Genomic DNA, 13,395 nt, shown 5'->3' with positions numbered 1-13,395 from the left:
ATTCATCACCCTATCTTTTCAGTATTCACCACCACAAACCCACTGCGTCTGTTTAAAGTGGTATTAAACCTAGCAATCCTCTCCTCCTCAAGATGAGCCATAAGCCCCACAAATTTTAGCACATACATATAGCGATACCTCTTTGAGTAACTTTCAGAACCATGCCACTCGAATACAAATACCCCGTCAACTGAATCAAAAAGCAAGTTTTCCTTCATCTTGTCCACTACGCCTAGAGTTAAAAGGAGATAAATTACCGTGTTCCATTTCTTAGCTGCCCTCCTCAACCCTTTTATCACATCAATTAAATTTTCAAAATTTATGCGAGTGGAGGTGACTAAATCAGTTAAAGAGTCCACAATAACTATTCTGCCATTCGAGTACGAGTCAAGCACATTCACGAACTCTTTCAGTATGTCTCCTTTCCTCTTCAAAAATTCCCCCGTGCTCTCCGTAATCCATCTCCTAGGCACTATGCTGTTACGAAAATACTCTACGGATAAATCTTTAATTTTTAGAGAATCTCTGAATGCTTCACCGAGGTCTTCGTTAAATGTCAAATCTATTGCACGAAATATCTCATCCTCGCTCTTGGAAAAGGATATGTACAGAGTGCCCTCAGGAATGTAAATATCCTCCGCCTCTATAACCATAAATTTTCTCCTTTCCTGGTATTTTCTCGCTATGGATAATTTTGCAGCTGAAGTGTATGCAAATTCAACATTGCCAGACCCCGGTTCTCCAGCAAGAATTACAACCGAGCCGGCAGGTACCCCGCCTTTAACAATTTCGTCAAATGCAGCCACAGATGTAGGTATTCTCATCTGTCAAACCATAACAATTTAAAATTTAAACCTTTGCATAATGGCAAATTAATTATACAACTCTCATCATTCCATTTTATGCACACACTCATAATTGATATAGATATATCGGAGGATTGCTTGAATTCAGAAGAGCCCTGGATGTGCGTATATAAAAAGCATGAGGAACTCTTTCAAAACTCAATAGGAAAAATGCTCAACACCGATGCATTACAATTTTTCAAAAATACAAAAAAGGAGCTATCTGAAATTTTGAAAATAGTGGAGGTATATAAAAATAAGAGTGGCGAAATACATAATATTCTTCAAAGAGTGGAAAATATGTGTCCCATAGACAATAATTTTTCTGTGTATTTCCTTCCTGCACCCTTTGATTTTGTTATAACTCAATACTCTAGAAATTTAGGAGTTTTCATATTTTTCGGTATCGGTGGAGATGATTCCTTTATGAATACAGAGAATTTGAGTGTGCTCTTACCCCATGAGTATGCCCATATTGTGCGCTTGCATACTGTTCTTTTGCCAGAAGGTATAGATTCTCCTTACCAAATGAATCTTGCTAATTTAACCATACTGGAAGGTTTGGGAATAACATTTTCGGCTTGGTTTAACAATGATTTAAAGAAGGAGAGTCTCTGGAAATATATCCCTTTTGAGAAGGATAAATGGCAAGAATATATGGAGAGAGAAAATGAATATATAGAACTACTCAAAAACAGGAAGGATGAAAAATTAACTCAAGACACCATACTTGAGTTCTATGGCCCTGAGAGAAAGGGATACGCTATTGGCTCTCTCTGCATTTTCTCCCTGATTGAAAAAGGATATTCTATATGTGAGCTAGATAAAATGAAAGATAATGAGATTTTAGAAAAACTCTAATTCTTTCTCTTGGAAAAACTCACCGCAAGAATAGTCACAATGATGGATACTGCAACTATTGTGCTCGCATAAATTGCCACACTCTGCATTCTGTACTCTCCATACAACTGCGGTGCTTCTTTCATCATACTATCAATCTCAACTTCTTTAGCTGGCTCCGATGTATATCTCACAAAGAGCCTGTTCAAGGTAATTTGCGTGTAAAATCCATTTTCAAGCTTTGCATCATTATTGAACGCAATTAAATCCAAGAGAGAACCACGCAGCCACCAACCAAGCTCCTCTGAAGAATTGGCCTTTTTATAAGGCAGATATGGTATCCCTGCAAACGAAAATGGTATGTTTTCCAATATATCAACTCTCTGCACATAGTTTCCATGCCTGAAAATATGCGCCTTAAAATTGATAATGCCTTTGAATTCTTTATTGAAATTCCCTGTGAGATCTCTATGGATAGTGACCGTATTATTAATCCATTTCACACTAACTCTAGCAGTAGCATAACCATTAATGCTCGCTCTTACATCTCCCCAGTACTTTGCTTTCATATAATAACTTAAATTTCCATCTTCGTTGAGAATATAGGGCAAAGAGGAATTATAAGAGATGAACATTTTCATATCGTATGTTGCTTTGATCTCGCTCGTACTATTATCCCACATTTGAAAAGGTTTAGGAATAAAAGAGCTTACATTCAGATACTCATCCCTTGGCTCTGGGGTATATAGATGGATATATTGCTTTACAACTCCATAAAAGCTGTAATTCTTTCCATTTATCTCCATGTTCACCTTCTTCATTAGAATATAACCATCCCAGTTAACCCAATAGAGCTGGATAGTGGAGTTATGATACTCTCCATATACTGTAGCATTTTTACCTTTCCATACACCATTCATAAATCCATAGGCATAGTAAGAGCCCTTATAGGACATATTGTAAATTCCATTCTCATAAATTGCAGGCTCGATGTACAATCCCATAACCCTATTTCCACTCATCCTTCCCACAAAACTCGCATTTTCTATCTCTCCATTCTTAAAATTCCATTTGTATCCCCAGCCCTGTGATGGCTGCGAAGAATGCACAGCAGGGATGAGAAGAATTAAAGCAAGGATCGCAACAATTCCTACAACAACTTTCATAAAAACCCAATGCACTCCTTTTATAAATCGCTTACCACTTTTAGGGTGAGTTGCAACCCCACATAAAAATAAAATAGGGGATATAAATAAAGGATGAGCAGGAAATTAGACCTGTACAAGGTTGTGAAAATGGGGATGAAAGCTCTAAAGAGAGCAAATATTCCTCTTTACTGGAGCAAGTACTCTAGGAAAGATTACACTCTGCACCAGCACATGATGCTGATAGTGCTGACACAGTATGTGGGAAGTATAGAAAGAATGCTCCAGATTGTGCGAGAAATGAGAAAGATAAAGAGGGTAATGAGATTGAAGAAAATCCCCCATAAAAGCACAATTTCAAGAGAGTTGAGAAGAATACCAGAACGATGGATTCGCATTGTGCTTAGAGAAATAGTGAAAATAATGGGAATACCCAATAAATTTGCAGTGGATTCCACAGGTATTCAAATTTATTACCGTTCATACTACTACACACAGCGAATCGGAGAAGTAGGAAAAATAAGAGAAGGATTGAAATTGCATGCTGCTGTGGATATTGAGAGGAAGCTCATTACCAATGCAATAGTTACAAAATGGCACACTAACGATTCACCGTACCTCATTCCTCTTTTGGAGGAAGAGAGAGTAAAAGAAGTGTATGCAGATAAGGGCTATGATTCTCTACGTAACATACGATTTGTTCTGAATAAAGGAGGAACTCCATACATAGCAATCCGTAATAAAGCAAGAAGAGGATTGCGAAGGAGATTGTTAGAAAAGAGCAAATCACCTGACTGGAAAAAGAAGTACTCGCATAGAAATGTAATTGAATCAGTCTTCCACTCTTTCAAAAGAGTTGTTGGAGATTACATATTTTCCCATTCTTTCTCTGGTGCTTCTAAACTCCTGCTCTTCAAAGTTCTTGCCTATGATCTCTATGTCTAATCCTTCCTTATTTTTATTCTTCTTTTTTCATGTTTTTCGAGGAATTCAACTTATCCCACTTTTAAAAAATTTTAAATATTGCATCACTCATAAAAGATGTATGGATGAAAAGATAAAGACGGGAATCTTAGGACTTGACGCACCTCTTGATGGGGGATTGATGAACAAGTCTTCAACAGTAATAATAGGCTCAACAGGTGCGGGCAAAACCACCTTTGCCACTCAGTTCATAAGGAGGGGTTTGCTGGACGGTCAAGATTGCATATTCATAAGCCTGGATGAGAATAAAGAGCAGATAATTAGAGACGCTTTAAACATGGGGTGGGATGATATCACATACTTTGTGGAAGAGGAAAAATTAATTTTTGTGGATGCCTCTGGGAAGGAATTCAAAGCATTCATAAGGAAAGAGCTCCCCGATTTCGTATCAACCTGGCTGGGGGCTAATACCAGAATTGCCATAGACCCTTTAACACCTGTGGTATGGGCTACACCATCAAGGTATGAACAAAGAGAGCTGTTGGGGTTTATGCTCAAAGAGATGAGAAAAATAGGAACTGTAGTGGCTACCTTGGAGGAGCATGGCCCTGCAAATCTATCTGCCCCAGAAACAGCAATTCCCATGTATCTGGCAGATTCTATAATTCATCTGCGCTACAGGTATGTGGAGGATAATACCCGCAGAGATTTAAAAATCATAAAGATGAGGGGAAGCAGGCATAGCGAGAAAATATTTCCTTACAAAATCGTCCGAGGTTTAGGACTCGTGGTTATGCGCGGAAGTTATCATATGAAGCATACAAGGCTCAATGTAGAAGAGCTTGAAAAGAAAGTTATGGAGAAACTCAAGAACGCATCCCCCATCGTGCAAGAAAGAGTAAGAAAGCTCATATCAAAATTAAACGATGAAGACCTTGAAGACATAAATTTAGATGAACTCGCTGACATGTTGGTGGAGGAATTCTCTTGAAACTCGCCTCCCAGCTTAAAAATCTGATAAGGGAGGAAGAAAAAGAAAGGGGCTTCCATATATTTGCAAGCAAGCATAGGAGAGATGTATTCAGGGAACTAACAAGGGCACCTTGTCAGACATCATCCGCTATTGCAAAAACCTTAAACTATGATGTGCAAGATGTTGAATGGCACCTGAGAAAATTGATAGAAAATGGATTTATAGAGAAGAGAGAGCATAAGAAAAGGCTGTTTTATCCATCTGGGCTTGTTATGGATGAAGATGTACCTCTATTCGCATTGATAAACAAAAAGAGTGGTTGGCTCATTGTAAATTCTCTCAAGGAAAGATGCAGGGATATGCCCTTTCTTTACAGGCATGTAAGTCGCTCAACTGCTTACAGAGTTGTGGACGAGCTGCGCACTCTTGAACTCATAGAAGAGATAAAGGGCTCAAAAAGGTTAATATGCCTAAATGAAAATTTTTATGATAAAATTGAAAAGTACGATGCCATAGGTATAGAATTCAAAAAGAATTTTATAAGCAGAGTGGAGAGAAGAGGATATAGAGTTGAAGTCATAGGTACTTACAAGTACGAACTCACAATTAGAATTGTTGGCATAGAAAACTTCACATTGGGTATTTACATATCTCCTTTAAGAACAATTTTGGAGGAAAGAGTATGGAGCTAAAAGAAGAATTGAAAAGGAAGGCGGGAGAGAAAGCTGTGAAATACATAAAAGACGGCATGGTTGTGGGCTTAGGAACTGGCTCTACTGTAAAATACACCATTCTCAAACTCGGGGAGCTTGTAAAAGATGGCTTGGATATAATAGGGATACCCACATCAATTGCAACAGAAAAACTTGCAAAGGAGATGGGAATAAAATTGGGAAGCATCAACGATTACCAAGTCATTGATTTGACAATAGATGGAGCTGATGAAGTTGATAGAAATTTGAATTTGATAAAGGGAGGGGGTGGCGCTCTTCTCAGGGAGAAGATGATTGCTCACGCTTCAAAATATGAAATCATCGTGGTGGACGAGAGCAAAGTAAAAAGCGTTTTGGGAGATTTTCCCTTGCCAATAGAGATTGTAAAATTCGGATACAAGAGAACAATGAATGTTCTATCAACCCTGGGCTGCAAACCCTTGCTTAGGGTGAAAAATGGGGAAGCGTACATAACCGACAACGGCAATTATATCGTGGATTGTAAATTTGAGAGAATTGACGAGCCTGCAAAGCTGGAAAGAAGGATCGATGAGATACCGGGAGTTGTAGAGGTAGGGCTATTCGTGGGCTTGGCAAACAAAGTAATAGTTGGAAAAAAAGATAAAATAGAAATTATGACAAGTTCTGGAGATTCTTTATAATGTTCTCTATATCTTTTATCTTGCCCCTCAACTCCTTCTCTATCTCCTCCAAGATCTTCGGAAATGGCTTTGCAAGCTTGTATCCATGCACAGGCCTTCCTTTACCCTCCTTCTTTATATCCCTTTTAACAATCCATCCCTTTTCGCGAAGGTACTTCATTGCAATGCTAACCTCTGGTTGCCTGAGCCCTGTATTTTTCTCTATTTCCACAGATATGACCTCCTCTCTGTTGTGCATGTAAGCCAGCGTCTTTGCTACATTGCGTGATAAACCTGCTTTTTGCAACAGTTCCGCAAGCTTTTTGTCATTTTCTGTCATTTCGGCAGACTTCATATCTATCACCAATCCATATATTAAAGTGTTCCTATATAAAGTTTTCTATGCGACAAAAAATATTAATAGTTTTCCCTACGGCAAAGGATTAATTGCATAAATTAATTACTCTGCTCATGCGTATGCTTCTTCACGCTTGCTGTGCTCCTTGCCTCATGGCTCCTTACAAGCACTTGAGTGAGAAGTACGATATAACAATTTTTTGGTACAATCCGAACATACAACCTTATAGAGAATACCTCAGAAGGTTAAAGGCATTCAAAGAATACACAAAAAAAATTGGGGCAAAGGTGATTTATGACTACTCTTATCCCCTGGAAGATTGGCTATACAAGACGAGTATTTTGAGCAAGAAGAGCAATGTTCTTCGTTGCAAGTACTGCTATGCAGATAGATTGTACAGAACAGCCCAAAAGGCAAAAGAGATGAATTTTGATCTCTTCTCCACCACCCTCCTCCTTGCTCCCTATCAAAAGCATGAACTCATAAAAGAAATTGGAGAAAAGATAGGAAAAAGCACTGGGATAGATTTCTACTACGAGGATATGCGCAAATGGTTTGATGAAGGGGAAAGGATGGCAAGGGAAGCGGGAATTTATCGCCAAGGATACTGCGGTTGTATTTACAGCGAAGCAGATAGGTACTGGAGGGAGAAAATTGAGTGAAGAGTGGAAAACAAGAAGGGAGAGAATTGCAGAAATCATTGAGGATAATGCTCTCAGTCCATCCGAGATTGCAAAAATTATGGAAATATCTGTTAGGGATGTCTTAGAAGACTTAAAGCACATAGCAAATTCTCAAAAATATGGAAAATTGGTAGTTATGCCTGCAAGATGTAAAAAATGTGGATATCAATTCAGAGCAGGGATTAAATTTCCAAAGAAATGCCCCAAGTGCCACAGCACTTGGATAGAAGAACCAAAATTCAAAATATTAAAATACTAAAACCCCTTTATTTAAATGGGTGAATGTATGGAGGGGAGGTATTTAATATTTGGAGTTGTAATAGCTATGCTTTTACTATCGGTAGGTGCAGTCTCTGTAAGAGCATCTAGCACGAATTTCTCACCGCAGGAGATTTGGACATATAAACCAAAGATGGATACAACATACGATGCTACCATGCATACACCGAGATGCAGCATGGAGACCTCACTGCATTATGATGTAAACGGTGATGGTGTTACAGATGTGCTTGTTGAAATATACAACTACACAGCTGGCACATACACCTTAATCCTTCTCAGTGGAGCAGATGGAAGCGTTCTTTATCAGAATAAATTCACAGATGTTGAATATAAATCCGCGCCTGTAGGGCCCTCTGTTTATTCTGTGACATACATAGATAACAATGGAAACTTGCAAGCATCATATCAATTTGTGATTTTTGGAAATCACAGTGATAATAACAGAATTTCCATCTACAAGCTTGGCAATGATTTGAGCAATGAATCTTACAAAGGTATAGAAATACCCACAAGCATAAAAACACCCTATGGCTCTATACCAATAAGTATGCACTATTTAGAAATATGGATTCAAAATTACAACTATTCTGCCAAAGAGGGTTTATTGATTATGGGATACTACAGTGGATCTTATTACGGTTATAATGTTGTTGAACTCAACGCAACCATGCTGGATTATGACCTGAATATAGCATGGCAGAGAAAAGAGTTATCACCTTCAACAAGTGGAACTATGCCCCTGGGAATGGAAATAACTCAATTAAACGGATTGGGATTCGATCAAGAGAACACTGAGTTTGAAGGTGCAGATATTATCTTTGTAAATGAGACCACAGGGAATACAAATATTGAGGCGATGGAAGCAACCGATGGAAGTATCCTATGGAATATAACCTTGCCCGGATTGATGCCCATATCCTCACCCTTTGATTTCTTCGGAACCATAAATTTCATAGATTACAACAACGATAGCAAGGTTGACCTGCAAATCACAAACTTTAATTATAAATCCAATCAGACCTACATGTACTTTGTAGATGCTGATGGGAATCTCATAGCAAGATACAATTCGAGCAAAATAGTTCCAATTCAAAATGCCATGCCCTCATACACTTTTAATCCCTCAAAACCGGGGGCAGTGGAGCATAATACGATAGATTTGAATGGAGATGGGTACAGAGATTTTGCATTTCTTGTAAATTACTCTCTCCTTGTAGCATTTGACATAAAGGATAATAAAACCCTGTATACAAAAGATTTGAGTGGAGGAACCAGCACTTATTATAGTTTGCTTCTATCAAAACAGGATATAAACGGGGATGGCATAGATGACCTGTTTTTATACGGGGGAAATATGAGCCCTGGCCAGTACTGGTACCAGATCAACTACACTGCATTGGATGGTGCAACCGGAAATATTATTTGGAGTGCTATTTATGAACATGTGATAAATGTAGCAATGGGACCGATATATCCGGTGTATTTCTCAGATTTAAATGGAGATGGGTACGGGGATGATATAATTATCCAGGGTTATACTGCTGACTCTTCTGGAGTTTATGCAAATGTAACGGTTATATCTATGAAAGATGGCTCCAAGATCTTATCTTTCAAAGTGAATAGTTCGGTTTCAAACACCAATTTCAATTCATGGAGTACCCTGGCAGTAATGATGGGCGATGTAAACGGAGATGGAATAAATGATATTGAAATCACGATGTATTATTCCACCGCATTATCCAATGGCGAGCCTTCTGTGGATACTTTCATCCGCATTTACAGTGGCTCTGACGGCACATTGCTCTGGCGTGGGGATGTAATCGGACAGCATACTCATACAAATATAGCTAGAATGTCCTGGAGAGCAGAATCTGGATGGGGTCGTGTAGCTACAAATAACAACGATATTCTAATCACCACAGAAGATTCTGTGAGTGACTACCAAGTTAACGGGGTCGTTCCAGAATTCAATGCAATACTCTTGCCTGTACTAGCTATAACAATTGCAGCGGTTATATTTTTCCACCGCAAATGATTTTTTTATTTTTCCAAAAAGGTTATATTCTACCTGTTTTCTCTTATTTTGGGCATCTGGGCCCCCGGCGGAGAGCGGTGTGTCATCGCACAATGATGCTTGGGCCAGAAGATGTCCAATACTCCCCCGGCAGGGTCAGGCACCTTGAAAGATGATAGGTGCTGTTAATGTCGGGGGATATCATTTCTTTACTATATCTGCAAGAAGGATTAGAATTGGAAATATTTCTAACCTACCAAACCACATTTCTAAAATGAGTGTAAGTTTCTCAACCCAAGGCATAAATGGAGAGGTAATGCCCACAGTTAGACCAACATTACCTTCAGCACTTGCAACTTCAAACAAAGAATTAACAAGGCTGTTCCCATAAGCCATAAATATCATCGCACCCAACAAAAGCATAAACAAATAAGTCGTGGTGTAAATAGACACATCTCTGACCTCGGTAGATTCAAAAACCTTCTTTCCTATTTTGAAGGGTATTATTGCACTTTTAGGATAGAGCCGAACCTTTACATACCACACTATTCCGTAAACCAACACAACAACTCTTATGAGTTTCAAGGCAGATGATGTTGAACCGTATGCACCTCCAAAGATCATACTCAAAATCAGAAAGGTCTTATCAAAAGAGGTCAAATTTGCAAGGTCAGATATGCTGAATCCAGTACCTGTAAGGGCAGATGTGACATGAAAGAATGTTTGCAATGCAGCCTCATTCCAGCTCTCTCCAAGCCAAGCAAGATGTAAGAGCATTATAGTGGAAAATAAAACGATTATTATCACCATGGCCTTGAGTTCTATGGAGAAAAATTCTCTAACCCTGCCTTTAAACAGATTTATGTGCGAGACAAAAGATATTCCACCAATAGCCATCGCAAAAATCATAGCTATTGCCACATACGGGGAATATGCAGCTATACTGTTATTAGTTACAGCAAAACCACCAGTAGCTAGGGCAGTCATTGATATGTTTATGGCATCAAATAACGGCACCTTTAAAAGATAAAATATTAGTGCAAAAAGGAGGGTGTAAAAAAGGTATATTCCCCATATCTTTCTCACAGTTCCAACTATTGTTGGCTCCGTTTTATCGCTTCTGCCCTCTGCAAAGTACAAACTTTGCACAACTCTGCTTGTGCGGTACATGACTGACAAGAATAGAGCTATGACACCCACACCACCAATCCATTCTGTAAGTGAGCGCCAGAGAAGTATGCTCTTTGGCAGGCTCTCTACATCTGTGAACATCGTTAATCCTGTGGCTGTGAAACCTGACATGCTCTCAAACCAAGCATCAAGAGGATTCAAATAACCAGAAAGAATGAAAGGTATGGCTCCAAAGAAGGACATCAAAAGCCATCCGATTGCAGCAACCTTGAAAGATTCCCTGAGCGAGAGATTTTGAGGCACTGGCTCTTTCATAAAAGGAACCCAGAGAAAGAGAATCCAACTTGCAGGAAATAGAAATGCTAAGGTTATGACCACACTTCTATCCACAATAAGAGCATAAACTGCATCAATGAGCATAAAGATGGATATGTATGTAAGAAGTTTCAGTGAGAAATAGAGTATCTTGTTCATCTCACTACCCCAACACTATTTCCCTCACCTTCTTTTCCACACCTTTCTTGGTGACTATCGCAAGCTCGTCTCCCTCCCTTATGACTTCGTCTCCTCTGGGCACGATTATCTGGCCCTTGCGCAAAATCGTGGCTATTATGCTTCCCCAAGGCATGTGTATATCGCTTATCTTTCTATCAATTATGGGAGAGAGCTTATCAACACGCACATGCAAGAGCTCCACATCTCCCGCAAAAGTTAGCACCGAGGCAAAGCCCTTTATTCCAGCGTACATGGCCTTGGCAGCCACTTCCGTTGTGCTTATAACCACATCCACACCCAAACTCTCGTACAGAACCTTATTTCCGGGATTCGTGGTTCTTGCTATGACCTTTCCCACATTGTAAGTGTGCTTTGCAAGCTGGCAGGCCACAAAATTCACCTGATCATTGCCAGTGCAGGCAACAAGCACATCCGCCTTGGTTATTCCAGCATCCTCAAGGTAAGAGGCCTCGCTGCCATCTCCCTTTATAACCAAAATATCATAATTCTCGGCCATATGCCTGGCCCTCTCATCATCCTTCTCTATTAGCGCTATATTGTGACCCTCCTCAACAAGCATACTGACCAAGTACTCACCTATTCTTCCACCGCCAATGACAATAATATACATAGTTAAGGTTATCCAAATGGAGAATTTAAACATTTTCGCAGCAAGGAGGTTAATTTAAAAATATCCATATAAAAAACATGCTTTCTCATGTCATGGTTTTTCTTGCAAAATCCGAATAATTCGATTTTTGCCCCAAAACCTTTAAATACGGAGCACCTTTAATAGAACATGGGTTCAAACCCAGGAGGACTTAAAATGAAGAGGATATATAAGAAGGAAGAGGGCGTAAGCCCGGTTATAGCTACCATTTTGATGGTCGCTATAACAGTAGTGCTTGCAGCGACAGTTTGGCTACTCGTATCTGGCTACATGGGAGGCAGTACACAGCCTAATCTCACTGCCTCATTGACTTACGATGTACAAACATCAAATCCAACTGCTGGATATGTAAACATATCTGTGGCAATGAGTTCACCCAGTAGTGCTGACTTTACAAAGGTTATTATAGGGATAAATGGCACTTATCCTACTGGGAAGTATCTGTCTGCAGATGGTACAGGCACAATCACAATAAATTCAGTTACCTATAATGTTAAAGTAATAGACTATGATGGAAATGGCAAGCTTTCTACAGGAGATGTCATATACATATATGGCCACAACCTAAATGGAGCTACAATATCACTTGCCATTTCTGGATACTCTGGTAGCCAGCAGATAACCATACCTTAAGCACAAACACCATTTTCTAATTTTTATTTATTTTTTGATGCTTTATGAGAAGAGAAGAAGGTGTTAGCCCGGTAATCGCTGAAATTCTTATGATTGCTATTACAGTAGTTTTAGTTACTTCTCTTTATCTATTTGTAGTGGGTGGATACTTATCTACACCATATAATGTAGACCAGCTTCATGGTTATCTAACATTCCAATCTACCAAATCCAACAAAACCACATTATATTTCTCTATCTCACTTAGTTCTCCACAAAGCACATACATGGAAAATGTGAAAATAACTATAGATAAAAGTGGTAAATTATTGCATTTAAATTATTTAAATAACTTCATTTGGAGCAATAAAACTTCAAATGGCAAATGGCACTATGAGGCAAAGTTAATAGATAACGATGATGATGGCAAATTTAGTAATGGAGATACACTGATAGTTTATGTTGTGGATGATAATCCTTCAGATAATATCACACCTCCGCCGTTCCAGAGTGGAGATAAAGTTTTATTCTCAATAAATGGTTACAATGGTGTATCTTCTGGGGGAGTTATAAACTTCTAAAATTTACCCTTTGTATCTCTCCTCCACTAGTTTCAGCTTTTCCTCGTATTCTTCCTTGGTCATCTTGCCTATGAGGTACTCTTTGCGCAGGGCATACTTGATCTCTTCCTTCTCAATCTCTCTCATATCTATGGCTTTCAATTTTCTTAGAGAGGAATAAGCCCTGAGCATGCCAATTATTCCCGCAAATGTGCCAAGAATGCCTAAAATCAGCCCGAGAGCAGGTATGAGTATGCACAGAGAGCCTGCAACAACCCCGCCCCATCCAAACCACTTTGACAGCGTGTTTTGTATTGTTATCACTCCAACGGCAAGGGCTACATAAAAGATTGATACGAAAAATAAGGTTAAACTGGCAACTGTGAGCAGGGCATAATCCAGCACCGCCCTTTCCTTCGCGCTTATCAAAACGCTCAAACTCACCCTGTCCTTAACTTTCAAATTCTCACTTCCATTACGGATACTTGATGCACAAATATTTAAGTTTT

At 39.1% G+C, this 13,395-nt stretch carries 16 protein-coding genes; 10 read left to right on the top strand and 6 right to left on the bottom strand.

Annotated features, from left to right (window positions below; all coding sequences use genetic code 11):
• Positions 1-5: 5 nt before the first annotated feature.
• Positions 6-824, bottom strand: a complete 819-nt coding sequence (locus ABOO_RS02780; RefSeq protein WP_008082623.1) for an RAD55 family ATPase — start codon at positions 822-824, stop codon at positions 6-8.
• A gap of 78 nt (positions 825-902) precedes the next feature.
• On the opposite strand from ABOO_RS02780, the gene ABOO_RS02775 reads away from it, so the two are divergent.
• Positions 903-1,706: a DUF2268 domain-containing putative Zn-dependent protease gene (locus ABOO_RS02775; RefSeq protein ID WP_012997168.1), complete on the top strand. Its 804-nt coding sequence runs from the start codon at positions 903-905 to the stop codon at positions 1,704-1,706.
• Here ABOO_RS02775 and ABOO_RS02770 read toward each other — a convergent pair.
• Entirely contained in the window at positions 1,703-2,851 is a 1,149-nt protein-coding gene (locus ABOO_RS02770) for a hypothetical protein (RefSeq protein ID WP_008082743.1), read from the bottom strand. The genes ABOO_RS02775 and ABOO_RS02770 overlap by 4 nt on opposite strands.
• A gap of 93 nt (positions 2,852-2,944) precedes the next feature.
• Here ABOO_RS02770 and ABOO_RS02765 point away from each other — a divergent pair, with 93 nt between their 5' ends.
• The 4 genes from ABOO_RS02765 (at position 2,945) to rpiA (ending at position 6,102) form a co-directional block, all read left to right on the top strand.
• Positions 2,945-3,775 carry a transposase gene (locus ABOO_RS02765; RefSeq protein ID WP_008082531.1) on the top strand — a complete coding sequence of 277 codons (831 nt, stop codon included), beginning with the start codon at positions 2,945-2,947 and terminating at the stop codon, positions 3,773-3,775.
• A gap of 100 nt (positions 3,776-3,875) precedes the next feature.
• On the top strand, positions 3,876-4,745 hold the full coding sequence (locus ABOO_RS02760) for an RAD55 family ATPase (RefSeq protein WP_008082439.1): 870 nt from the start codon (positions 3,876-3,878) through the stop codon (positions 4,743-4,745).
• Positions 4,742-5,419, top strand: a complete 678-nt coding sequence (locus ABOO_RS02755) for a helix-turn-helix domain-containing protein (RefSeq protein ID WP_008082206.1) — start codon at positions 4,742-4,744, stop codon at positions 5,417-5,419. Before ABOO_RS02760 ends, ABOO_RS02755 begins: the two co-directional genes overlap by 4 nt.
• Positions 5,410-6,102 carry a ribose-5-phosphate isomerase RpiA gene (gene rpiA / locus ABOO_RS02750; RefSeq protein WP_008082727.1) on the top strand — a complete coding sequence of 231 codons (693 nt, stop codon included), beginning with the start codon at positions 5,410-5,412 and terminating at the stop codon, positions 6,100-6,102. Before ABOO_RS02755 ends, rpiA begins: the two co-directional genes overlap by 10 nt.
• Here rpiA and ABOO_RS02745 read toward each other — a convergent pair.
• Positions 6,074-6,436: a hypothetical protein gene (locus tag ABOO_RS02745; RefSeq protein ID WP_008082135.1), complete on the bottom strand. Its 363-nt coding sequence runs from the start codon at positions 6,434-6,436 to the stop codon at positions 6,074-6,076. The genes rpiA and ABOO_RS02745 overlap by 29 nt on opposite strands.
• Before the next feature lie 116 nt (positions 6,437-6,552).
• On the opposite strand from ABOO_RS02745, the gene ABOO_RS02740 reads away from it, so the two are divergent.
• Genes ABOO_RS02740 through ABOO_RS02730 form a run of 3 tightly spaced genes read left to right on the top strand, consistent with a single transcriptional unit; the run spans position 6,553 to position 9,439 of the window.
• Positions 6,553-7,101, top strand: a complete 549-nt coding sequence (locus ABOO_RS02740; protein ID WP_048102896.1) for an epoxyqueuosine reductase QueH — start codon at positions 6,553-6,555, stop codon at positions 7,099-7,101.
• Entirely contained in the window at positions 7,094-7,381 is a 288-nt protein-coding gene (locus tag ABOO_RS02735) for a transcriptional regulator (protein ID WP_008082646.1), read from the top strand. The genes ABOO_RS02740 and ABOO_RS02735 overlap by 8 nt, the downstream gene beginning before the upstream one ends.
• 15 nt (positions 7,382-7,396) lie before the next feature.
• Entirely contained in the window at positions 7,397-9,439 is a 2,043-nt protein-coding gene (locus tag ABOO_RS02730) for a PEF-CTERM sorting domain-containing protein (protein WP_012997166.1), read from the top strand.
• Positions 9,440-9,619: 180 nt separating this feature from the next.
• Here ABOO_RS02730 and ABOO_RS02725 read toward each other — a convergent pair whose 3' ends face one another.
• Together ABOO_RS02725 and ABOO_RS02720 are read right to left on the bottom strand one after the other, a co-directional pair.
• Positions 9,620-11,023, bottom strand: a complete 1,404-nt coding sequence (locus tag ABOO_RS02725) for a TrkH family potassium uptake protein (RefSeq protein WP_008082043.1) — start codon at positions 11,021-11,023, stop codon at positions 9,620-9,622.
• A gap of 4 nt (positions 11,024-11,027) precedes the next feature.
• Entirely contained in the window at positions 11,028-11,675 is a 648-nt protein-coding gene (locus tag ABOO_RS02720; protein ID WP_008082307.1) for an NAD-binding protein, read from the bottom strand.
• A gap of 195 nt (positions 11,676-11,870) precedes the next feature.
• Here ABOO_RS02720 and ABOO_RS02715 point away from each other — a divergent pair, with 195 nt between their 5' ends.
• Complete coding sequence (locus tag ABOO_RS02715) at positions 11,871-12,347, top strand: archaellin/type IV pilin N-terminal domain-containing protein (protein WP_008082252.1); 477 nt, start codon at positions 11,871-11,873, stop codon at positions 12,345-12,347.
• A 44-nt stretch (positions 12,348-12,391) separates the two neighbouring features.
• Positions 12,392-12,907 (top strand): type IV pilin domain-containing protein, encoded by a 516-nt coding sequence (locus ABOO_RS02710; RefSeq protein WP_008082650.1) that lies wholly within the window; start codon positions 12,392-12,394, stop codon positions 12,905-12,907.
• A 3-nt stretch (positions 12,908-12,910) separates the two neighbouring features.
• Here ABOO_RS02710 and ABOO_RS02705 read toward each other — a convergent pair whose 3' ends face one another.
• The gene (locus tag ABOO_RS02705) at positions 12,911-13,348 is read right to left on the bottom strand and encodes a hypothetical protein (protein ID WP_008082016.1); all 438 of its coding nucleotides are present in this window, start codon (positions 13,346-13,348) and stop codon (positions 12,911-12,913) included.
• Positions 13,349-13,395: the final 47 nt, after the last annotated feature.

Source organism: Aciduliprofundum boonei T469 (assembly GCF_000025665.1).
In the GTDB taxonomy this organism is placed as follows: Archaea; Thermoplasmatota; Thermoplasmata; order Thermoplasmatales; family Aciduliprofundaceae; genus Aciduliprofundum; species Aciduliprofundum boonei.
Note: the sequence above shows the minus strand (reverse complement) of the source record. Positions and strands in the feature narration are given on the sequence as shown.